This window comes from Sediminibacterium sp. FW305-C-49, assembly GCF_058231085.1.
The window spans coordinates 24206-45404 of sequence record NZ_JBIQXS010000003.1; the positions used below are offsets into that span (position 1 = coordinate 24206).

Here is a 21199-nt window from a genome sequence, read left to right on the forward strand (position 1 = left end):
GGTCCATAAGAGGAGCCGGAAATCATACCCTAAACAAATAAAGAAATGGAAGCAGTAGCTAAACTGAACAATTATCCTACAGGGCCGCGCAAAATGCGTTTGCTGGCTGATGTGATCCGTGGAATGGAAGTAGAGAAGGCTTTAGCCATTCTTGAACACCACCCACAGCACAATGCTGTGCCCCTGGCAAAATTGCTGAAGAGTGCTATCAGCAACTGGGAGCAGAAAAACAATGGCGCCAGCGCCGCAGACAGCAGCCTGGTGGTAAAAACTGTATTTGTTGACGGAGGTCGTGTACTCAAGCGTATGCGTCCTGCACCCCAGGGCCGAGGCTACAGGGTACGTAAACGCAGTAACCATGTAACATTAATCGTAGATTCTAAAAACTAATTGTAAAACCACTATATGGGTCAGAAAGCAAATCCAATTGGTAACAGGTTAGGTATCATCCGCGGATGGGAAAGTAACTGGTATGGCAGCAAGAAAGATTATGCCTCCAAGTTAATTGAGGATCATAAAATCCGTACTTACCTGAACGCCCGTATCAACAAGGGCGGTATTGCCAAAATTGTAATAGAGCGTACCCTGGGTAAGCTGATCGTTACTATTCACACATCTAAACCAGGTATCATTATCGGTAAAGGTGGTGGAGAAGTAGACCGTATCAAAGAAGAGTTGAAGAAATTAACTGGTAAGGAAGACGTGCAGATCAATATCCTTGAGATCCGTCGTCCGGAACTGGATGCAAATATCGTTGGAGATACCATCGCTCGTCAGATCGAAAACCGTATCAATTTCAAACGTGCTACCAAGATGGCGATCGCTTCTACACTCCGTATGGGTGCTGAAGGTATCAAAATCAAACTGAGTGGTCGTCTGGGTGGTGCTGAGATTGCACGTAGCGAAGAGTTCAAACAAGGTCGTGTGCCCCTGCATACTTTCCGTATGGATATCGATTATGCAAATGTATATGCTCAAACAGTATATGGTAAAATTGGTATCAAAGTATGGATCTGTAAAGGTGAAGTACTCGGCAAACGCGAACTGAACCCCAACTTCGTAGGTGGTAAGAATGATATGAGTGAAAGAAGAGGTGGTGAAGAAAGAGGTGGTGGACGTGGCGACAGAAGAGATGACCGCGGCGGACGTGGTGGTGGAGACAGAAGAGATAACCGCGGAGGCGGAAGAGACAGGAGATAATTTGAAAATGTGGCAATTTGAAAATTTGAAAATGTTAGCAGGATCAAATTTTCAGGCGGCCCGAGGTGATAGGATTTCCCTCGTTTTCAAATTTCCAAATTTTCAAATTTTCAAATTGTAATAAAAATGTTACAGCCTAAAAGAAGTAAACACAGGAAACAGCAGAAAGGCCGCATTCGCGAAGTGGCTAAGCGTGGTACTTCCATTTCATTTGGTTCATTTGCCCTGAAGGCGCTCGAACCAATTTGGTTAACCAACCGCCAGATCGAATCTGCACGTCAGGCAATGACCCGTGCTATGAAACGTGAGGGTAATGTTTGGATCCGTGTATTCCCTGATAAAATCATTACCCGTAAGCCTCTTGAGGTAAGGATGGGTAAGGGTAAAGGTAACCCTGAATTCTGGGCTGCTGTTGTAGAACCAGGACGTATCATCTTCGAATGCGATGGTGTAACACAGCAGGTTGCTCAGGAAGCCATGGAACTGGCTGCCCAGAAACTGCCGATTAAAACCAAATTCATTGTAAGAAGAGACTTACAAGCATAATTTGAAAATGAGGCGATTTGAAAATGAGAAAATGTTTTCAGATTGCTAAACAGAGAAAGTAATTTCCAAATTTTCAAATTTTCAAATTTTCAAATTGAAGAAAATGGCAAATAAAAAAGTTGAATTCAATAAAGGTCTGAAAGACATGAATGCTGCAGACCTGAAAGCGAGGATCCAGGAAGATCAGCTTCGTCTGAAAAAATTGGAATTCGCTCATGCAATTTCACCACTCGAAAACCCGATGAATGTTCGTGGTCTTCGCAGAGATATTGCACGTCTGAAGACTGAATTGAAGAAAAAAGAATTAGGCATCTAAAAACAGCTACGAGCTGCTAGCCACGAGCTACGAGCTTGTTAGAATTTAAAAAATGCTCGCGGCTCGAAGCGCAGAGCTCAAAGCTTAAAAAAATACACAATGGCTGAAGTAAGAAATTTACGCAAAACAAGGATCGGGGTTGTTACCAGCGATAAAATGGATAAAACCATTACTGTTGCGGTTGAAAGAAAAGTAAAACACCCTATCTACGGAAAGTTCGTAAAGAAAACCACTAAGTTCCATGCACACGACGAGAAAAGCGAGTGTGGTATTGGCGACGTAGTAAAAATTATGGAAACCCGTCCGCTGAGCAAAACAAAGCGTTGGAGACTGGTTGAAGTAGTTGAGAAAGCAAAATAACAATCCGCCAAAGGCGGATCAAGCTGCAAGCTGCAAGAATTTGAGCTGTAGCCTCTGAATAAAATTGATCAAAAATCTGGCCGAGTAATAAAAGCAAAGCCGGAAGCTAAAAGCTAAAACAATGATTCAGCAAGAAAGTAGATTGAATGTAGCTGATAACAGTGGTGCTAAAGAAGTACTTTGTATTAAAGTACTTGGAAACAGCGGCCAGGATTATGCCAAAATTGGTGATAAAATCGTGGTAACTGTAAAAGATGCGATCCCTGCAGGTGGTATCAAAAAAGGTACTGTATCTAAAGCGGTAATCGTTCGTACCAAAAACAAATTGCGTCGTAAGGACGGTTCATATATCCGTTTCGATGACAATGCAGTGGTATTACTGAATAACTCAGATGAGCCACGCGGTACACGTATTTTCGGACCAGTAGCCAGAGAGTTGCGTGATAAAGGATACATGAAAATTATTTCACTGGCTCCGGAAGTTCTTTAAGATAAAATTAGCCGTTAGCTATTAGCCATTAGCTATTAGCGATCGACATTATAAATTTTGGTTAGTCAATGCTAACCCCTAAAAGCTAAAAGCTCAAAAAGATGAGTACAAGATTTAAACCCAAATTCAACATCAAAAAAGGTGATACCGTAGTGGTAATTGCCGGTGATGATAAGGACTTGAAAAAGCCCCGTAAGGTGTTGGAAGTAATTGTGGATAAAGGACGTGTGGTAGTAGAAGGCGTGAATATCGTAACAAAACATACCAAACCTTCTGCACAGAATACAAAGGGTGGTATTGTAAAAGTAGAAGCTCCTATTAACATCAGCAATGTAATGTTATGGGATGCTAAAGCAGGTGCAGCCACTAAGGCAAAGCGTACCCGCGAAAACGGAAAATTAGTTCGTATATCTAAAAAATCAGGGGAGGTAATCAAGTAATGAGTACGACAAAATACACTCCGAGATTAGCAGATAAGTACAGCAAAGAAGTTGTACCTGCTTTAATGAAAAAGTTTGCTTACAAAACTGTAATGCAGGCTCCTAAACTGGAAAAAATCTGTATCAACCGTGGCGTAAATGGTGCGGTTACAGATAAAAAACTGGTTGATATCGCAGTAGATGAGCTGAACATGATCACTGGTCAGAAAGCAGTTCCTACCATGTCTAAGAAAGATATCTCCAACTTCAAACTGCGTAAAGGCATGCCCATCGGCGCACGCGTAACGCTCAGAGGTGAGAAGATGTATGAATTCCTGGACCGTCTGGTATCTGTTGCATTGCCACGTGTACGTGACTTTAAAGGTATCAGCGACAAAGCATTTGATGGTCGTGGTAACTATACATTAGGTGTTACCGAGCAAATCATCTTCCCTGAAATCGATATCGATAAAGTAAATAAAATTACCGGTATGGATATCACTTTCGTAACCACTGCCCAAACAAACGAAGAAGCATATGAGTTACTGAAAGAACTGGGAATGCCTTTCAAAGGAGCAAAAAAAGACAATAACTAAAAAGTAACTGGTAGCAGCCGGTTTGTAAACAGCAAAACCGGAACCTACTCAAATCTAAACATAAAAAAATGGCAAAAGAATCAGTAAAAGCCAGACAAAGAAAGCGCGAGGCAATGGTTGCCCAGTATGCAGAAAAACGTGCCGCTTTAAAAGCAGCAGGAGATTATGCAGCATTGGATAAACTGCCAAAAAATGCTTCACCTGTTCGTTTAAAGAACCGTTGTCAGCTTACAGGACGTCCGAAAGGTTATATGAGATACTTCGGTCTCTCAAGGGTAATCTTCCGCGATATGGCCCTGAATGGTAAAATCCCAGGTGTTAAAAAAGCAAGCTGGTAATACTACCCTGACCCTAAATGGGAAATGGACACAAAATTTTGAACACGAATAATTCTAATAAAAATGGTAACTGATCCAATAGCAGACTTCTTAACCAGGATTCGTAATGCACAGATGGCTGGTCACAGACTGGTAGAAATTCCTGCTTCTAATCTGAAAAAACGTATGACAGAGATCCTGTACGAACAGGGTTATATCCTGAAATACAAATTTGAAGATGACAATAAACAAGGTCTTATCAAGATCGCGTTGAAATACGATCCTTCTACTAAACAACCTGCGATCCGCTCTCTGGAAAGAGTAAGCCGTCCGGGTCTGCGTCAATATGCTAAACCAGCCGAGATCAAAAGAGTCATCAATGGTCTGGGTGTAGCTATCCTCAGTACATCAAAAGGTGTATTGACCGATAAACAAGCCAAAGCGCAGAATGTAGGTGGAGAAGTACTTTGCTACATCTCTTAATTGAAATAGATATTGTCCTGTCTGACAATTAAGCTTTTAGTCGGAGCTGAACACGGTCAGGATTTTAGTTGAACAATAAAAAAAGAAACGACTATGTCACGTATTGGAAAACAACCTGTAGTTATCCCGGCTGGTGTTACCATTTCGGTAAATAAGGATAATGTGGTAACTGTTAAAGGACCTAAAGGTGAATTGAAAGAAAACATCGACAGAGATATCATCGTTACTGTAAAAGAGAACGAAGTTATTTTTGCACGTCCTACAGATCAGATTCGTCACCGCGCCATGCATGGTTTATACCGTGCCTTGGTAAGCAACATGGTAAAAGGTGTTACTGAAGGTATTAAAAGAGAACTGGAACTGGTCGGTGTGGGTTTTAAAGCCGCAAATACCGGTAATCTGTTAGACCTTGCTTTAGGTTATTCTCACAATATTATTTTCGAAGTTCCCAAAGAACTGAAAGTAACAACTGTAACTGAAAAAGGTCAGAACCCTAAGATCCTGTTAGAAGGTATCGATAAGCAACTGATTGGCCAGGTGGCAGCAAAACTGAGAAGCTTACGTAAACCAGAACCATACAAAGGTAAGGGTGTGAAATATGCTGGTGAGATCCTGAGAAGAAAAGCAGGTAAAGCAGCAGGTAAATAATAATCAATCAACCAACTTCCGGCCGAATCGGAAGTGACAAATAAAGTAAAATGGGTAAATTAATTCAAAGGCAAAAAATCAGGTACCGCATTCGCAAGAAAGTGGCAGGTACGGCTACCAAGCCCCGCTTATCTGTATTCAGAAGCAATGCTGATATCTATGCTCAACTGATCGATGATGTAAATGGTCTTACACTGGCAGCAGCTTCATCTCGCGATAAAGACATCGCTGCTCAGAAAGTAACCAAAATCGAGAAGTCGAAGCTGGTAGGTGCCGCAATCGCACGTAAAGCCACTGAACTGGGATTGAATACCGTTGTATTTGATCGTGGTGGTAACCTGTACCATGGCCGCGTTAAATCCGTAGCTGATGGCGCAAGAGAAGGTGGTCTTCAATTCTAATCTGCTAACACAAATAATCGTTAGATAAATGTCTAAAGTAAACGTAAATAAGGTAAAAGCCGGTGGCGACATGGAACTGAAAGAAAAAGTAGTTGCCATTAACCGTGTGGTGAAAACCACTAAAGGTGGTCGTACCTTCAGCTTCTCAGCACTGGTAGTAGTGGGTAATGAAAGTGGTGTTGTTGGACAAGGTCTGGGTAAAGCCAAAGAAGTTCAGGAAGCTATTACCAAAGGTATCGAAGATGCCAAGAAAAACCTGGTAAAAGTTCCCGTAATGCATGGAACCATTCCTCACGATCAGTGGGCGAAAGAAGGTGCTGCTAAAGTGTTGATCAAACCAGCCGCTCATGGTGCGGGTGTGATCGCCGGAGGTAGCATGCGTGCAGTACTGGAAAGTGCAGGTGTTACAGACGTACTGGCGAAAAGCCTGGGTTCTGCTAATCCACACAACGTGGTGAAAGCAACCATCAAGGCCCTGAGCTTGTTGCGTGAACCTGTACAAGTGGCCAAAAGCCGTACGGTAAAGCTGAGTAAAGTATTTAATGGATAATTGCCAATGGCCAATTGCTAATAGCTTATTATTTCAGAGCCATTAGCCATTAGCTATTAGCGATCACAATAACTTCGTTATGAAAAAAATTAAGATTACACAGATTAAAAGTGGTATCGACAGACCAGAGCGTCAGAAGCAAACACTGATTGCATTGGGTTTGAAGAAACTGAATGCTTCAAAAGAAGTAGAAGCTACTCCACAGATCCTGGGTATGGTGAATAAAGTGAGCCACCTGGTGAAAGTAGAAGAGCTGAATTAATTTGAAAATTATTGAATTTGAAAATTTGAAAATGAGTCAATTCACTTGATTCATTTTCTGTTTATAAAATTTCAAATTCCTTTATTTTCAAATTTACACACTTTCAAATTTTCAAATTAACACGCGAGGGGTGATTCCCCGAAAGTTCAAAATCAGATAAAACATGAAACTACACAATCTCAGACCCGCAGAAGGTTCTACACACAAAGAAAAACGTTTAGGTCGTGGTGAAGCATCCGGTAAGGGTGGTACATCTACAAAAGGTAACAAAGGTGGTCAGAGCCGCGCTGGTTATAAAAGCAAAATGGCTCACGAAGGTGGACAGATGCCTATTCAGCGTCGTGTACCAAAACGTGGCTTTAAAAATAACAACCGTATTGAGTTCGTTGTATTTAACCTTGGTCAGATCGAGCAACTGGTGGAGAAATATGGTTTCACTGAGTTCAGCCTCGAAAACCTCTACATCAATGGTTTAATCAGCCGTACCGATAAAGTAAAAGTATTGGCCAACGGAGAACTGAAAGCCAAAGTAAGTTTCAAAGTGAATGCAGCCAGCGAAAAAGCAAAATCTGCTATCGAAGCTGCAGGTGGTAGCGTTGAAATTATCAAGTAATTTTATCGTAACTTGCCAGACGCACAAAGTGCGTCTTTTTTTGGTTTAAGACTATTAACGCTTACAATTGCATTCAAGTGAAAAAATTAGTTCAGACATTAAGGAATATTTGGACGATAGAGGAGCTTCGTAACAAGATTATTGTAACACTTGCACTGGTTCTTACTTATCGTATCGGTACACAGATCGTTTTACCTGGTATCGATCCTGCTAAAATAGAAGCTGCACAGGCATCAGCACAAAGTAATGGTGGCCTGTTGGGTATCTTCGATATGTTTGCCGGTGGTGCCTTTTCACAGGCATCTATTCTGGCATTGGGTATCATGCCCTATATCTCTGCATCTATCTTTATGCAATTGATGACCATCCTGGTACCTCAATTACAGAAAGTACAGAAAGAGGGAGACAGTGGCCGTAAAAAAATCAATCAGTGGACACGTTACCTGACTGTTATTGTAACAGCCTTCCAGGCCGGAGCTTATGTAGCTTACCTGAACAGTCCGGGTTATGCGGAAGCCATTATTCCTGCGTACGCACCATACTTCTGGTTCTCTACAGTCATTACCTTAACTGCAGGTACCATGTTTGTGATGTGGTTAGGAGAAAAAATTCAGGATAAAGGTTTGGGTAATGGTACTTCTATCATCATCATGGTGGGTATCCTTGCACGCTTACCACAGTCATTAATCCAGGAATTCAGCGCCAAAGGTGAAAGAGCCGGTGGTGGTTTATTGATCTTCCTGATTGAAATCGCTATCCTGATTGCGGTAATCCTCGGATTGATTGTATTGGTACAGGGTGTTCGTAAGATACCTGTAAACTATGCAAAGCAAATCATTGGTAACCGTCAGTTCGGTGGGGCACGTCAGTTCCTGCCTATTAAAGTGAACAGCGCTGGTGTTATGCCGATCATCTTCGCCCAGGCGATCATGTTCTTACCAACATTGGTATCATTTACCAATCTGGATTCTGCTCAGGGTATTGTGAAAATATTCAATGACCATAGCAACACATGGTATATGGTAGTGTACTCTGTAATGGTAATCGGATTTACCTTCCTTTACACCGCATTGATCTTTAATCCCAAGCAAATCGCAGAAGACCTCAAACGTAATAATGGTTTCATCCCCGGTGTTAAACCCGGTCAGCCTACCGCCGATTATATCGGATCGGTAATGGATAAAATCACTTTACCCGGTGCCATTTTTCTGGCAATGGTAGGTATCATGCCAGGTTTCGCCCAGCGTTTGGGTGTAACCCAGGGCTTCAGCACCTTCTTTGGTGGTACATCATTGCTCATCATGGTGGGTGTGGTACTCGATACCTTACAGCAAATTGAAACCTATTTATTAATGCGTCAATACGATGGATTAATGAAAAGTGGCCGAGTACAGGGCAGACAAACTGTATCTACAACAACAATATAGTACAATAGATGATGGTCCGTTGACCATGGTCTATGGACTTAAAAAATAAAATGCGATATTTGCAAGCCTGTCAACCCGCTAGTGGGACGACAGGCTTCTTTTTTTTACCATGTCGAGACGAATTAATATGATCATTTATAAAACAGAAGCAGAAATTGCAATGATGAAAGAAGCCGCAGTGCTTGTCAGTAAAACATTGACAGAAGTGGCTAAAGTGTTGAAACCGGGCATGACAACCATGCAGATTGATACACTTTGTGGTGATTTTGTAAAGGACCACAAAGCAGTACCCTCATTTTATAACTATCGTGGTTATCCTTTTAATGTTTGCGCATCTGTAAACGATGTGGTGGTACATGGTTTTCCTAACGATACTGCATTACAGGATGGTGATATTGTAACAATAGATATGGGTGTTATTCTCAACGGATGGCATGGTGATCATGCATATACTTTTATTTTGGGAGAAGTAGCACCTGAAATTATGCAGTTGGTAAAAGTAACCAAGGAGTCACTTTATAAAGGGATAGAAAAAGCAACCGTCAACAACAGGGTAGGAGATATTTCATTTGCCATACAGGAACATGCCGAAAAAAAACATGGCTATGGTGTAGTAAGAGAATTGGTGGGTCATGGTTTAGGACGCAGCCTGCACGAAGATCCGCAGGTGCCCAATTATGGTAAGAGAGGCAATGGACCAAAGATGAAAGAGAACCTTGTACTGGCTATTGAACCCATGATTAACCTTGGAACAAAAGATGTGTATACAGAAGATGACGGATGGACCATCCGCACACAGGATGGAAAAGTGTCCTGTCATTTTGAACACGATGTATGTGTTAAACGTGGTGAGGCATTGATTCTATCTGATTATAGTATTATTGAAGCTGCTGAAAAGGCCAATCCAAACCTCAATGCAACTTATTACTAAAGAATAAAGTCATGCATTAAAACTGCTTCCGATGAAAACATTGTTTATTCTTTTCACCTTGTGTATGCAGTCTCTAATGCTGACTGCACAGCCACCTGCAATTGAAAAAGTAAGAAAACTCAGACAGGAAAAAGAACATGAATGGCTGAAGGAATTCATGGAGTTGCTGGCTATTCCGAATGTAGCTTCGGATACATACAATATTCAACGAAATGCCTCAGTCATAATGGATATGATGCGTAAACGCAATATCCAGGATGTAAAGTTGCTCCAGCCAGATACAAAAGATGCACCACCTGCCGTTTATGGAGAAATAAAAGTACCCGGTGCTGTAAAGACCATCATTTTTTATGCGCATTACGACGGGCAACCAGTAGATCCTTCCAAATGGGCAAAAGGCTTTCAACCATTCTCTCCTGTATTGGTGAATGGAACAACAGCCGATGCTGAAAAAATAATCCAGCTTCCAACACCCGGTAACCCGATCGATGAAGAATGGCGAATTTTTGCCAGAAGTGCGTCTGATGACAAGGGTGGAGTAATGGCTATACTATGGGCCTATGAAGCCATCATCAAATCTGGTCAGTTGCCCAACTGTAATGTGAAATTCTTCTTTGAAGGAGAGGAGGAAGCTGGATCCGGTCACCTGCAGGAAATTTTAGTCAAGTATCCCAATGAATTAAAGTCTGACATCTGGGTAATCTGCGACGGACCTGTGCACCAGTCAGGTAATAAGCTGATCTGTTTTGGCGTAAGAGGAGATGCAAATATGGACATTACTGTTTATGGCCCTACACGACCATTGCATAGTGGTCATTATGGTAACTGGGTACCTAACCCTGCTATGATGATGGCTAAGCTACTGGCATCAATGAAGGATGAAACCGGCAGAGTAACCGTCAAAGGCTTTTATGATGATGTAACTCCATTGTCTCAGGCAGAAAAAGACGCTATTGCAAAAATGCCTCTGGCAGATGAGCAGATGAAAAAGGAACTTGGTTTTATTCAGCCCGAAATGAATGGTTATACTTTACAACAAGCGCTGATGTTACCCTCCCTGAATATTAATGGTATGCAAAGTGCCAATGCAGGTAAACTCGCAGCAAATGTTATTCCCACAACAGCCATGGCAACGCTTGATCTCAGACTGGTAAAAGGAAACGATTACCAGGTACAGCAACAGCGCGTGGCAGATCATATAAAAGCACAGGGTTATTATATAACAGATAAGGAACCTACTGCTGAAGAGCGAAAACAATATCCCAAAATAGCCAAAGTAATTAAGCATGATGGGTATAATGCGCAGCGTACATCTATGGATCTTCCAATTGCGAAAGAAATAGTAGAAGCAGTGCGGGCAACCACCAAAGGAACATTGGTAATAGTACCCTCATTGGGAGGAAGTCTGCCATTGTATAAGTTTGAAAAATTCTTAAAAGCCAATACCATATCGGTACCTATAGCCAATCACGACAACAACCAGCATGCAGAGAATGAAAATATCCGCATACGTAATTTGTGGAACGGCATTGAAACAATGGCTGCTATCATGCTGATGAAATAAACCATGCAACAAACACTCGTAGTGATAGGAGGAGGGGCAGCCGGCTTTTTCTGTGCCGTAAATGCGGCGAGAATAAATTCTCAGTTGAAAGTGATATTGCTGGAAAAAACCGGTAAACTATTAGCAAAAGTAAAAGTAAGTGGCGGAGGAAGATGCAATACAACACATGCCTGTTTTGAGATTCCTGAATTAGCTAAACGATATCCGCGCGGACAAAATTTCCTGAAAAAATCTTTTCACTGGTTTAACACCAACGATACCATTGCATGGTTTGCAGAAAGAGGAGTCGTATTAAAAACGGAAGCCGATGGACGAATGTTTCCCACATCAGATAATTCACAAACCATTATTGATTGTTTGTTAAAGGAAGCAGATAAATACCATGTGGAAGTGCAGCTCAATAAAGAAGTAAAAACCATTGAAAAAAAAGGAGCGGCATTTGTTGTCTCATTATCTAATAACACAACCATAGCGGCGGATTATATCTGTATAGCAACAGGAGGTTACCCCAAATCTGCCATGTTCGAATGGCTAAAGCAAACCGGACATAGCATCGAAGAACCTGTTCCCTCACTTTTTACCTTTAATATGCCTGGGCACCCGATTACTTCATTGATGGGTGTAAGTGTACCCAGTGCAACGGTAAAAATAACCGGAACCAAACTGTCTGAAACAGCAGCTTTACTAATAACGCATTGGGGTATGAGCGGACCCGCAATACTCCGACTTTCTGCATGGGGTGCGAGAATACTGGCAGAACAGCAATATAATTTTACCCTATTGGTTAACTGGCTGGGTACAGAAACAGAAAACCAGTTGCGGGAAAGATGGCAGGAGATAAGAGAGAGCAACGCCTCACAAAAAATCGGCAGTAAAAATCCTTTTCAGTTACCCAATCGTTTATGGTTATACCTTTTGGAAGAATGTACCATACAAATAGAAATGCGATGGGCTGATCTTCCCGCTAAACTGCAGAATAAACTGATACAAAGTCTTACCACGCATGAATTCAATGTAAAAGGGAAAACCACTTTTAAGGAAGAGTTTGTAACCTGTGGAGGTATAAAATTATCGGAGATAGATCCCAATACCATGCAGAGTAAAAAAGTGGAAGGGTTATTTTTTGCTGGTGAAGTGATGGATATTGACGGCATTACAGGAGGCTTTAACTTTCAAAATGCCTGGACCAGTGGTTTTTTAGCCGCAAAAACGATTGCAGGCAACCATCTCAGCTAAAATGCAAGAAACTCTGGTTAATTCGTAACAGGGAAATGCCATGGCAAATGAATAATTTGTCTGTGTCAAAACCCACTTATGCAACCACATACTTCTAAAAACCTTTCAGATAGGGTAGTCTTACTCATGTTGAGTGTATGTACTGTGCTACTGGTAACAGCGCAAACACCATCTATTCATTTCAGTTTGTCATTCCCTCAGGCGGCAGAACATTTTGTGAGTGTTGAAATGAAGTATGATCCCAAAGGGAAAAAGACGGTTGAATTTGAATTGCCTAACTGGACAACTGGTTATTATCAGTTGATGTATTTTTCAAAAGACCTGAAAGATTTCAAAGTAAAAAATGCAAAAGGTGATACCCTGGTATGGAAGCAACAAACAGCTAACCGCTGGGCTATAGAGAGTGATGGACAAGCTTTCACTGTGCTTTATCGCATTTTTGGTAACAGACGTTTTGTAGCATCCAATTATATTGATGAAGAATTTGCTTACCTGTCGCCAGCCGGTATTTTTGTATACCCGGTAGGAGGGCTTGCTTATTCATCAGTTATCAGTATTCAACCCTATACCAATTGGAACCGGATTGCAACAGGTCTTGATCCTGTAAAAGGCGAATCTTTTACTTATCGTTCACCAGATTTTGATATTCTTTACGACAGTCCCTTTCTTCTGGGAAGTAAGTTAGAAGACCTGCCATCGTTTACGGTAAATAATAAGCCGCATTATTTTGTAGCGTATAAACCAGGTGAATTTGATCGGGCCTCATTTATGAATGATCTTCAGAAAATTGTACATACTGCATCTGGTATCATTGGCGATATTCCCTATGAACATTATAGTTTTCTAGCCATTGGTCCGGGTGCTGGTGGAATAGAACACCTCAATTCAACATCCATTTCTTTTAGCGGACAGGGTTTATCAACCAACAGGGCAGCGCGTAATCGCATGTACCATTTTCTGGCGCATGAATATTTCCATCATTACAATGTAAAAAGAATCAGACCTGTTGAACTGGGGCCCTTCGATTATAACAAGGGAAGCCGTACCAATTCCTTATGGGTATCGGAAGGACTGAACGTCTATTATGAAAACCTGATTCTACGAAGGGCAGGATTGAAAACGGATGAAGAAGCACTGGCAACAGTTCAGCAACAGGTAGCATCCTACGAAGCAAAACCCGGAAGACTGTTCCAGACATTAGCGGCCTCCAGTTATGAAACATGGTCTGATGGTCCTTTTGGCAGAACGGGGGATGAAATAAACAAAACCATTTCTTATTACGATAAAGGTCCGGTGGTGGGTGTGATGCTTGATTTCAGGATCAGGTACACAACAGGCAACAAACGTTCATTGGATGATGTAATGCGTAAACTGTACTATGAGTATTACAAAAAGAAAGGACGTGGTTTTACAGAAGCAGAACTGAAAAAAGAAATTGAAACAATATGTAGTGAAAATATGGATGATTTTTTTGACTATATCTATACGCTGAAACCGCTGGACTATACCCGTTATTTTGCCTACGCAGGACTATTGGTAGACCAGACACCAAAAATGGTTCCGGCTTATGCAGGTATATTGGTGGCCGACAGAAGAGATACAGTTGTGGTAAATACAGTAGACTGGCAATCACCTGCCTGGAATGCAGGTTTGAGAAGACAGGCAAAAGTTCTTTCAGTAAATGAACAACAGGTAAAAACAGTGGCTGATTACAATAAAGCGATCGCGGGGACGAAAACAGGAGATGAAATACGTATCCATGTGATCACTGGTAATGAGAGCGTGATGTTGAAATTCAAACTTGGAGAGAAAGAGGAGCGCTCCTATGCTTTAACGATAGATCCTTTGGCTAATGCCACCGCTGTTAAGGTGAGGAATGGATGGCTTACAGGGCAAACAGAAAAGTGAGCAATAATCAGAGTTACCCAATGATAGTATTGTTTCTCTACGGAAGGCAATCCACTCCTTTATTTCCTGAGTCAAGAGGTCAATCTTAAACTTGCTATCCTACACTTATTGTTAAATTTTGCCACTTATCCAAACCGATGGTAATTTTTGGACAGGTTTCATTATTTTGAATCGAACTAAAACACTCGCTATGAGAAGACCTTTGATAGCCACAGTTGTGTGTGCTGGAATACTGGGTTTATACACCCATGCCCAACAACCCGGAGCGGTTCCGCCTGGAGCCAGACCTCCCGGAGATACTTCAAAACCGGCGGCAGCGCCTAAAAAGCCATCCGTTGCCGACAGAACAAAAGGAAATAAAAAAATCGATGGATTGTTTACCCTTTACCAGGATACGGTAACAGGAAGTGTTCAGATGTACATAAGAAAGGACCAGTTGAATAAGGAGTTCATTTACCAGAGCTTCTCCATCAATGGCCCCACATCTCTGTTCCTGCACCAGAGTATGCACAGAAACACCGGTGTTTTCACCATGCGTAAAGCATACGATAAAATAGAGTTCCTGGTGGTTAATACAGGATTCTTTTACGACAAATCGAACCCGGTAAGTAAAACCGAAGATGTAGATAAACCCGAGGCGGTTTTTTACAACGACAAATTCAGTATCGAAGATTCATTGGGTTATCTGGTAAGTGTTGACCAGCTTTTCCTGAGTGAGAAAATGGATCCTGTAAAGCCCATTTTTGCACCCGGTCAGGCAACACCTTTCACCTTTAACCTGGGTGGCCTAAACCCAACCAAATCGAAGTATGCCAATATCCGCTCCTTCCCCAACAATACGGATGTAGTGGTAGATCTTTCATACGATAATCCCAGTACGATTGCAGCTACCGGTCCGGATATTACCGATGCCCGTTATGTGCGTGTACGCATGCAGCACAGTTTTATTGAAATGCCCAAGAACGATTTCCGCGCGCGAAGAGATGATCCACGTGTTGGTTATTTCACTCAGCAGCGTAATGATCAGACCAGCATCAGCCCAACACCTTTTAAAGATATGATCAACAGATGGGGACTGGTAAAGAAAGACCCTTCTGCTGCGCTGAGCGAGCCGGTTGAACCACTGGTGTACTGGATTGAAAATACCACGCCGATAGAATACCGTCAGACCATCATGGAAGCAGGTTTGAAATGGAATGAAGCATTTGAAAAAGCCGGATTTAAAAATGCGGTACAAATGAAAATCATGCCCGATGATGCTACATGGGATCCAGCCGATATCCGCTACAATGTAATTCGCTGGGTATCTTCTGCACAACCACCTTATGGGGCCATAGGACCCAGCTTTGTAAATCCACGTACCGGACAAATTCTGGGTGCTGATATCACCGTAGAATGGTTCTCTGGAAGTGCAACACCTATTTCAGATGAATTGTACAATGGTCCATCAATGGAGTCATTCCTGCGCCAGCCCGGTTTAAACATGAACAATCATGCAACCTGTACACTGGCAGGTGAATTGAAAGCGCAGTTTATGACTGGTCAGACTACTTTACAGGCCATGGATGCGCCAGAAGCTGAGATCAAAGAAATGCACAAGCAGTTTCTTATTTATCTCATCATGCATGAAATGGGGCACACACTGGGACTTAACCACAACATGAAAGCCAGCCAGATGTTATCACCCGCCGATATCAACAACACATCAATTACACGTCAGATTGGTTTGATTGGTTCCGTAATGGATTATCCTGCCATCAACGTTTCATTAGACAGAAGCAAGCAGGGTGATTACTATACAACCAAAGCAGGTCCTTACGATTTATGGGCTATTGAATTTGGTTATACACCATTTTCTGCGGCAGGTGAAGAAGCTGGTATCACAAAAATATTATCACGCAGTACCGATCCTAAACTGGCATTTGGTAATGATGGTGATGATATGCGTGCGCCAGGTAAAGCCATGGATCCGCGCGTAAACGTAAACGATCTTACCAGTGATGCCATTGGTTATGCAGAAGAACGTTTCAAACTGGTCAATAACCTCATGGGTAAACTGGTACAGAAATACAGCAAACCCGGACAGTCTTATGCAGAACTTCGTGCGCGCTATGGTGCATTACTCGGTCAGCGTAACAGCATGATCAATGCAGTGAGCCGTTATGTAGGTGGTGTTTACATCGACAGAAGTTTCCCTGAACAGAATTCAGGTAACAAACCATATACACCCACACCACTGGCTACACAGAAAAAAGCCATGGAAGTGCTGACAAAATATGTGTTTGCCCCTAATGCATTTGATACAGATGCACAGGTGTTTCCTTACCTGCAATTACAGCGTCGTGGGTTTAACCAGCCCAATAATGGAGAAGATTATAAAGTAACCAACAATATCACCGCCATTCAGGTAGGAGGTACACTGGCACATATTCTGAACCCATCTACTTTACAGCGTATCAACAACACACGTTTGTATGGTAACCAGTATAGTGTGGCAGATGTAATGAACGACCTGGTAAAAGGTATTTTTGATGCAGATATCAATGGTAATGTAAATGTATATCGTCAGTACCTGCAGACATCTTTCGTAAAAGGAACTGCCAACCTGATGACAGCACAGTCGCCTGTTGATGATGTATCAAAAGCAGCTATTTTATACAGTTTACGTAAACTCCGTACCAAGCTGGCTGCTGCTGTTTCAACCAACGAAGAAACAAAGGCACACAGAGCCAATATGATCTTTTTGATCGACAAGGCGCTGAAGACAGACTAGGAGAACAGAGCAACAGAGGAATAAGGAATAAGAAATCAGGAAATGGGGCACCCGCTTTCTGATTTCTTATTCCTTATTTCTTATTACTCATTCCTGCCCCCGGGGCTTGCATATGTCAGATCAATCCGTTATATTAAGGGTGTAAAACACCTGCCATGCGAAAAGTAAGTAATGTTCTCCAGCGGAAAGGAAACCGCGTAACCATTGTGCCACCGGAAATGACCGTTATTGATGCGCTGCGTATTATGTCTGAACAGAACATAGGTTCAGTAGTAGTGATGAAAGATGAAAAATTTGCTGGCATTATGACCGAAAGAGATTATTCACGTAAAGTCATTCTCAAAGGACGTCATTCAAGTGATACACCGGTAGGGGATATTATGACGACTGATTTCCCCTATGTAGGAGTAAACGACAGTGTAGATGCCTGTATGCAGTTAATGACCTCGCATCGCCTTCGATATTTGCCAGTGATAGAAGAGGAACAACTGGTAGGCATCATTTCCATCAACGATCTGGTAACAGAAACCATTCTTACACAGGCAGAAACAATTAACCAGTTGCAGAGTTATATTCAGTCGTGACCATTGTTTTTATACTTCAGGTAATAAAACAATAAATTTTGAGAAGAATTCAGGTGAAGAGTCACTCATAATGATCACTTAAATAAAAAGGTGCAAAAATATTTTTTACACCTTTTTTATTACCCGGACTGGTTAAATGATCAATTATTTCAGTTATGGTATTATTATACTCTTTTTTTGATAAGTATTGGCTCCGAAAATACCAATGGCATTGCCGGTAATATTCGTGATCGGATTGTCTGGTACGGCAAGTGGACTACCAGTGGAAGACTGCGAAAAACTAAACCAATATTTATAATTGGCATAGTCAATACAATTCATGACAACTTCAATCACATCTCCTTTTTTGAACTCATCACTTTCTCTTGAATAAATCAGCGGGAAGGTGATTTTTTTGCCATCAATGAATGAATCGTCATAGGCAAAAATGTCTTTTATCAGCCTTCCGTTTTTAAACATAAATAAATTGTAATTATTACCAAATCCTTTTGGGTCGTTGTAAAAAGGCGTTACCACTTTTACTGTTTTGTCAAAGAATGGGAAATCCTCTACTACCAAAGAATCTAAATTAACCATTACCGGCATCTTTGAACTTGAGGTGAGTGTAACGCCATTTGTTACCACTTTCAGATGATAGGTTTTACCTGTAACACCCACTAAACCGGGGTTTCGGTAAATGCCAGTGGCTGTTTCTGGTAATGAATACACTGTTCCGTTATCTTCTTGTATGGTAACAGTTGCACCTGTTAATGGCACTATGCTGTTATCAGATTTTACTTTATTAGTATAAGATAGTTTAACTGTGCTGCCTCTTGTTACGCTGTTTGTTACCTCACCATCTACTACAATAAGCGGAGCTGTAGTATCTAAATCAAGGTCTATTACTTTTTCGCAACTGGTGAATGCAAACAGCAGTAATGCTATATATATAATTGAATGTTTCTTTTTCATGTATGTTAGTATTTGCTTATTAGAATTTGAAATTGTATGATATCGATGGAACCCAACGGAATAAAGTGGTTTGCTTTATTTCTGTAATATTTGGATTATCCTTGTTGTCTTTGAAATTAATGGCATAGGCATTTTCTCTGCCATATACATTGTATAAACCAAACACCAGTTCCTTGCTCCATTTTTTTGTTTTCTTTAATTGCATGGTAGCACCAAAATCTAAACGATGGTAATTCGGCATTCTATCTGCATTTCTGCTGTTGTAGTAATAAGCTGTTTGTCCATTAACCTGGTATTTACCCGAAGGAAATGTAACAGCGTTGCCGGTATAGAAAACAAAGTTTCCGCTAAGTGTCCATTTTTTGCTTATCTGGTATATGCCAACAATTGAAATATCGTGAGGCCTGTCTTGTGTTGCATTGTACCATTGATTGTTATTGATGCCGATAATTTTTCTTTCCGACTTACTTAAAGTATAACTGATCCATCCGGTAAGTTTACCTGTTTTTTTCTTTAACATCAACTCCACACCATAAGCCCGGCCTTTGCCAAATAATAATTGTGCCTCAACGGTTTCATTCAAAAAAAGGTCAGCTCCATTTCTATAGTCTAAAACATTTTCCATTTCTTTATAGTAAGCCTCAGCGGTAAACTCATAGGCGTTTTGCAGGATGTTTGTATAATAACCTATGCTGAACTGGTTGCTGATTTGTGGTTGAATGATATTACTGGTGCTGGCCCACTTATCTAAAGGATTTGAACCATTTGAATTCGTTATTTGGTGCATATACTGCGCATTACGCGTATATGCTGCTTTGATGGATGTATTGGCATTTAACATATAGCCAATAGAAACCCTGGGCTCAAGGTTGTAATAGGTTTTTACCACTGCTCCTTTTGCATATGCAATCGTATCTTTAATATTACCCTTGTCATCTATATCAAAAAAATCACCTCCACCCATGACGTTAAAAGCACTAAGCCTTGCGCCAATTGTGATATTCAGATTTTTGCTGGGCTTTAATGTGTTGCTTGCATAAACAGCATTTTCAAAAGAATATCTTTTGTCCTGAATGTTATCGTTGATACTAGAAGTTGCATTGCCTGTAATTTCTCCGGGACGAATAATATGATAAATACTGGACCATCCAAAGCGTAAATTGTTATTGTTGTTAATGCTGTATTGGTAATCCTGCTTTAGATTCCAATCCCTGATCTGGGAAAAGATTCTGATATCGTTGGTGCCATTTTTAACTTTAAACTCATAGTTGTAATTACTGAATATTAAGGAACTGTTTAAAAATAAACGGCTGTTAAAAATGTGATTCCAACGAAGAGTTCCGGTTCCATTACCCCAATTGGTTTTAAATTGGTTGTTAAATCCTAAAAGATCTTTACCGAAATAACCACTTAAGTAGAGCTTGTCCTTTTTGCCAAGTTCGTAGTTTAGCTTGGCGTTTAAATCGTAAAAGTATAGTTGATTTTCTTTCGATTTTTCATCTAGTTGTAAGAATACGTCGGCATAGGTTCTTCTGGCGGTAATCAGGAAAGAAGATTTATTTTTTTGAATAGGCCCTTCAACGTTCAGTTTTGCACTGATGAGCCCTACGCTACCACTAACGCTCTTGTTTTGGTTGTTACCTTCATTCATTCTTACGTCCAGCACACTGCTTAACCTTCCCCCGTATTGTGCCGGCATTCCACCTTTATACACGGCAATATCTTTTATCGCATCACTGTTAAAAGTGGAGAAGAAGCCAAACAAGTGAGCTGCATTGTAGATATTGGCCTCATCGAGGATTATTTGATTCTGGTCGGTGCTTCCGCCTCTTACAAAAATGCCACTGTTACCTTCTCCGGCAGTTTTAATGCCTGGGAGCAACTGAATGGTTTTTAATAAATCTTTTTCACCGAAAATCACCGGAATGTTTTTGGCTTCCTGTACCGATAATTTTTCGATGCCCATTTGAGAGCCACTAACAGAACGGCCGGAAGACCTATTGCTGGTAACGGTAACACCGGTTAACTCGGTGTTGGCTTCCAGCAGGCTTATATTTTTTTCGATATTACTTACCAGTTGAATGCTTAAAGTATCCGGTGTTTTGCCCAGTGAGCTAAACACAATCTGGTAGCTGTTGGGCGCTAGTGAAATGCTATAAAAGCCATATTCATTTGAGGTCGTGCCAGCATTGCTATTTAATACTTTAACACTTGCGCCAATAATGTACTCACCCGTGCTTTTACTTTTAACACTACCACTAATGGTGTAGCTTTTTTGTCCAAAACCTTTTTGGATTGAACTTAATAATAAAAGTAGTAACAGGGCTTTGCTTGTTTTTCTTAGTTTCATAATTTGTATTACTTATGTAAATCCCTTTTTGTTTGACTTTGTTTATGGATAGAGATACTGTTAAATTGATGTATGTATATTTCGATATTTTAAATTTGAAAAAGTGATTTATCGTAATGGCAAATTGCTTTTTAAGCTGCGGCCTGAGAAACTGTTCTTGCCAGCTTTTATCTTTTTCAAAAAGTGAATCGTAATAGGGGGTATGATCTCTAAGTTCCTTAAGTTCGAAAATGCGGGATCTATTTAAACGATGTCATTTTTTCAAAGCCGGCTT

24 protein-coding genes are annotated in these 21199 nt (G+C 41.0%); 22 read left to right on the forward strand and 2 right to left on the reverse strand.

Annotated features, from left to right (window positions below):
* The first annotated feature begins 45 nt into the window (after positions 1-45).
* The 22 genes from rplV (at position 46) to ACH3Z1_RS14250 (ending at position 17624) form a co-directional block, all read left to right on the forward strand.
* Positions 46-390, forward strand: coding sequence for a 50S ribosomal protein L22 (gene rplV, locus ACH3Z1_RS14145; RefSeq protein ID WP_133475588.1), 345 nt, complete (start codon positions 46-48; stop codon positions 388-390).
* Positions 391-405: 15 nt separating this feature from the next.
* The gene (gene rpsC, locus ACH3Z1_RS14150) at positions 406-1200 is read left to right on the forward strand and encodes a 30S ribosomal protein S3 (RefSeq protein WP_490822648.1); all 795 of its coding nucleotides are present in this window, start codon (positions 406-408) and stop codon (positions 1198-1200) included.
* Positions 1201-1326: 126 nt separating this feature from the next.
* Complete coding sequence (gene rplP / locus ACH3Z1_RS14155; RefSeq protein WP_486364705.1) at positions 1327-1746, forward strand: 50S ribosomal protein L16; 420 nt, start codon at positions 1327-1329, stop codon at positions 1744-1746.
* A 103-nt stretch (positions 1747-1849) separates the two neighbouring features.
* Complete coding sequence (rpmC, locus tag ACH3Z1_RS14160; protein WP_490822649.1) at positions 1850-2062, forward strand: 50S ribosomal protein L29; 213 nt, start codon at positions 1850-1852, stop codon at positions 2060-2062.
* Between the two features lie 99 nt (positions 2063-2161).
* Positions 2162-2422, forward strand: coding sequence for a 30S ribosomal protein S17 (rpsQ, locus tag ACH3Z1_RS14165; RefSeq protein ID WP_486364703.1), 261 nt, complete (start codon positions 2162-2164; stop codon positions 2420-2422).
* 121 nt (positions 2423-2543) lie between these two features.
* Entirely contained in the window at positions 2544-2912 is a 369-nt protein-coding gene (rplN, locus tag ACH3Z1_RS14170; protein WP_133475583.1) for a 50S ribosomal protein L14, read from the forward strand.
* Positions 2913-3013: 101 nt separating this feature from the next.
* A complete protein-coding gene (rplX, locus tag ACH3Z1_RS14175; protein ID WP_133475582.1) occupies positions 3014-3352 on the forward strand; it encodes a 50S ribosomal protein L24 in 339 nt (112 codons plus the stop codon).
* Positions 3352-3927, forward strand: a complete 576-nt coding sequence (rplE, locus tag ACH3Z1_RS14180) for a 50S ribosomal protein L5 (RefSeq protein WP_294990789.1) — start codon at positions 3352-3354, stop codon at positions 3925-3927. The genes rplX and rplE overlap by 1 nt, the downstream gene beginning before the upstream one ends.
* 68 nt (positions 3928-3995) lie before the next feature.
* Complete coding sequence (gene rpsN, locus ACH3Z1_RS14185; RefSeq protein ID WP_490822650.1) at positions 3996-4265, forward strand: 30S ribosomal protein S14; 270 nt, start codon at positions 3996-3998, stop codon at positions 4263-4265.
* A gap of 63 nt (positions 4266-4328) precedes the next feature.
* On the forward strand, positions 4329-4727 hold the full coding sequence (gene rpsH, locus ACH3Z1_RS14190) for a 30S ribosomal protein S8 (RefSeq protein WP_178889642.1): 399 nt from the start codon (positions 4329-4331) through the stop codon (positions 4725-4727).
* A 93-nt stretch (positions 4728-4820) separates the two neighbouring features.
* A complete protein-coding gene (gene rplF / locus ACH3Z1_RS14195; protein WP_490822651.1) occupies positions 4821-5375 on the forward strand; it encodes a 50S ribosomal protein L6 in 555 nt (184 codons plus the stop codon).
* A gap of 50 nt (positions 5376-5425) precedes the next feature.
* Positions 5426-5776: a 50S ribosomal protein L18 gene (gene rplR, locus ACH3Z1_RS14200; RefSeq protein ID WP_490822652.1), complete on the forward strand. Its 351-nt coding sequence runs from the start codon at positions 5426-5428 to the stop codon at positions 5774-5776.
* 28 nt (positions 5777-5804) lie between these two features.
* Positions 5805-6326 (forward strand): 30S ribosomal protein S5, encoded by a 522-nt coding sequence (rpsE, locus tag ACH3Z1_RS14205; RefSeq protein WP_490822653.1) that lies wholly within the window; start codon positions 5805-5807, stop codon positions 6324-6326.
* 79 nt (positions 6327-6405) lie between these two features.
* A complete protein-coding gene (gene rpmD, locus ACH3Z1_RS14210; RefSeq protein WP_133475576.1) occupies positions 6406-6588 on the forward strand; it encodes a 50S ribosomal protein L30 in 183 nt (60 codons plus the stop codon).
* A gap of 163 nt (positions 6589-6751) precedes the next feature.
* Positions 6752-7201 carry a 50S ribosomal protein L15 gene (rplO, locus tag ACH3Z1_RS14215; RefSeq protein WP_490822654.1) on the forward strand — a complete coding sequence of 150 codons (450 nt, stop codon included), beginning with the start codon at positions 6752-6754 and terminating at the stop codon, positions 7199-7201.
* Positions 7202-7278: 77 nt separating this feature from the next.
* Positions 7279-8628 carry a preprotein translocase subunit SecY gene (gene secY, locus ACH3Z1_RS14220; protein WP_490822655.1) on the forward strand — a complete coding sequence of 450 codons (1350 nt, stop codon included), beginning with the start codon at positions 7279-7281 and terminating at the stop codon, positions 8626-8628.
* A 109-nt stretch (positions 8629-8737) separates the two neighbouring features.
* Positions 8738-9559, forward strand: a complete 822-nt coding sequence (gene map, locus ACH3Z1_RS14225; protein WP_490822656.1) for a type I methionyl aminopeptidase — start codon at positions 8738-8740, stop codon at positions 9557-9559.
* Positions 9560-9590: 31 nt separating this feature from the next.
* On the forward strand, positions 9591-11123 hold the full coding sequence (locus ACH3Z1_RS14230) for a M20/M25/M40 family metallo-hydrolase (protein WP_490822657.1): 1533 nt from the start codon (positions 9591-9593) through the stop codon (positions 11121-11123).
* A 3-nt stretch (positions 11124-11126) separates the two neighbouring features.
* Entirely contained in the window at positions 11127-12359 is a 1233-nt protein-coding gene (locus ACH3Z1_RS14235) for a BaiN/RdsA family NAD(P)/FAD-dependent oxidoreductase (RefSeq protein WP_490822658.1), read from the forward strand.
* Between the two features lie 78 nt (positions 12360-12437).
* Positions 12438-14267: a M61 family metallopeptidase gene (locus ACH3Z1_RS14240; protein WP_490822659.1), complete on the forward strand. Its 1830-nt coding sequence runs from the start codon at positions 12438-12440 to the stop codon at positions 14265-14267.
* A 190-nt stretch (positions 14268-14457) separates the two neighbouring features.
* Positions 14458-17040: a zinc-dependent metalloprotease gene (locus ACH3Z1_RS14245; protein WP_490822660.1), complete on the forward strand. Its 2583-nt coding sequence runs from the start codon at positions 14458-14460 to the stop codon at positions 17038-17040.
* A 155-nt stretch (positions 17041-17195) separates the two neighbouring features.
* Positions 17196-17624, forward strand: coding sequence for a CBS domain-containing protein (locus ACH3Z1_RS14250; protein ID WP_490822661.1), 429 nt, complete (start codon positions 17196-17198; stop codon positions 17622-17624).
* 153 nt (positions 17625-17777) lie between these two features.
* Here the strand turns inward: ACH3Z1_RS14250 and ACH3Z1_RS14255 are convergent, their stop codons facing one another.
* Together ACH3Z1_RS14255 and ACH3Z1_RS14260 are read right to left on the reverse strand one after the other, a co-directional pair.
* A complete protein-coding gene (locus tag ACH3Z1_RS14255) occupies positions 17778-18575 on the reverse strand; it encodes a DUF4249 family protein (protein WP_490822662.1) in 798 nt (265 codons plus the stop codon).
* Between the two features lie 19 nt (positions 18576-18594).
* A complete protein-coding gene (locus tag ACH3Z1_RS14260; protein WP_490822663.1) occupies positions 18595-20925 on the reverse strand; it encodes a TonB-dependent receptor in 2331 nt (776 codons plus the stop codon).
* Between the last annotated feature and the right edge of the window lie 274 nt (positions 20926-21199).

Excerpts from the sequence above, each read along its gene's own strand:
- rplV (WP_133475588.1), top strand. The coding sequence starts at position 46 with ATGGAAGCAGTAGCTAAACTGAACAATTATCCTACAGGGCCGCGCAAA.
- rplN (WP_133475583.1), top strand. The coding sequence starts at position 2,544 with ATGATTCAGCAAGAAAGTAGATTGAATGTAGCTGATAACAGTGGTGCT.
- rplO (WP_490822654.1), top strand. The coding sequence starts at position 6,752 with ATGAAACTACACAATCTCAGACCCGCAGAAGGTTCTACACACAAAGAA.
- ACH3Z1_RS14245 (WP_490822660.1), top strand. The coding sequence starts at position 14,458 with ATGAGAAGACCTTTGATAGCCACAGTTGTGTGTGCTGGAATACTGGGT.
- ACH3Z1_RS14240 (WP_490822659.1), top strand. The coding sequence starts at position 12,438 with ATGCAACCACATACTTCTAAAAACCTTTCAGATAGGGTAGTCTTACTC.
- rpsN (WP_490822650.1), top strand. The coding sequence starts at position 3,996 with ATGGCAAAAGAATCAGTAAAAGCCAGACAAAGAAAGCGCGAGGCAATG.
- ACH3Z1_RS14260 (WP_490822663.1), bottom strand. The coding sequence starts at position 20,925 with ATGAAACTAAGAAAAACAAGCAAAGCCCTGTTACTACTTTTATTATTA.
- rpsE (WP_490822653.1), top strand. The coding sequence starts at position 5,805 with ATGTCTAAAGTAAACGTAAATAAGGTAAAAGCCGGTGGCGACATGGAA.
- rpsQ (WP_486364703.1), top strand. The coding sequence starts at position 2,162 with ATGGCTGAAGTAAGAAATTTACGCAAAACAAGGATCGGGGTTGTTACC.
- rplF (WP_490822651.1), top strand. The coding sequence starts at position 4,821 with ATGTCACGTATTGGAAAACAACCTGTAGTTATCCCGGCTGGTGTTACC.
- ACH3Z1_RS14255 (WP_490822662.1), bottom strand. The coding sequence starts at position 18,575 with ATGAAAAAGAAACATTCAATTATATATATAGCATTACTGCTGTTTGCA.
- ACH3Z1_RS14250 (WP_490822661.1), top strand. The coding sequence starts at position 17,196 with ATGCGAAAAGTAAGTAATGTTCTCCAGCGGAAAGGAAACCGCGTAACC.
- rpsC (WP_490822648.1), top strand. The coding sequence starts at position 406 with ATGGGTCAGAAAGCAAATCCAATTGGTAACAGGTTAGGTATCATCCGC.
- rpmC (WP_490822649.1), top strand. The coding sequence starts at position 1,850 with ATGGCAAATAAAAAAGTTGAATTCAATAAAGGTCTGAAAGACATGAAT.
- rplR (WP_490822652.1), top strand. The coding sequence starts at position 5,426 with ATGGGTAAATTAATTCAAAGGCAAAAAATCAGGTACCGCATTCGCAAG.
- ACH3Z1_RS14235 (WP_490822658.1), top strand. The coding sequence starts at position 11,127 with ATGCAACAAACACTCGTAGTGATAGGAGGAGGGGCAGCCGGCTTTTTC.
- map (WP_490822656.1), top strand. The coding sequence starts at position 8,738 with ATGTCGAGACGAATTAATATGATCATTTATAAAACAGAAGCAGAAATT.
- rplX (WP_133475582.1), top strand. The coding sequence starts at position 3,014 with ATGAGTACAAGATTTAAACCCAAATTCAACATCAAAAAAGGTGATACC.
- rpsH (WP_178889642.1), top strand. The coding sequence starts at position 4,329 with ATGGTAACTGATCCAATAGCAGACTTCTTAACCAGGATTCGTAATGCA.
- ACH3Z1_RS14230 (WP_490822657.1), top strand. The coding sequence starts at position 9,591 with ATGAAAACATTGTTTATTCTTTTCACCTTGTGTATGCAGTCTCTAATG.
- rplP (WP_486364705.1), top strand. The coding sequence starts at position 1,327 with ATGTTACAGCCTAAAAGAAGTAAACACAGGAAACAGCAGAAAGGCCGC.
- rpmD (WP_133475576.1), top strand. The coding sequence starts at position 6,406 with ATGAAAAAAATTAAGATTACACAGATTAAAAGTGGTATCGACAGACCA.
- rplE (WP_294990789.1), top strand. The coding sequence starts at position 3,352 with ATGAGTACGACAAAATACACTCCGAGATTAGCAGATAAGTACAGCAAA.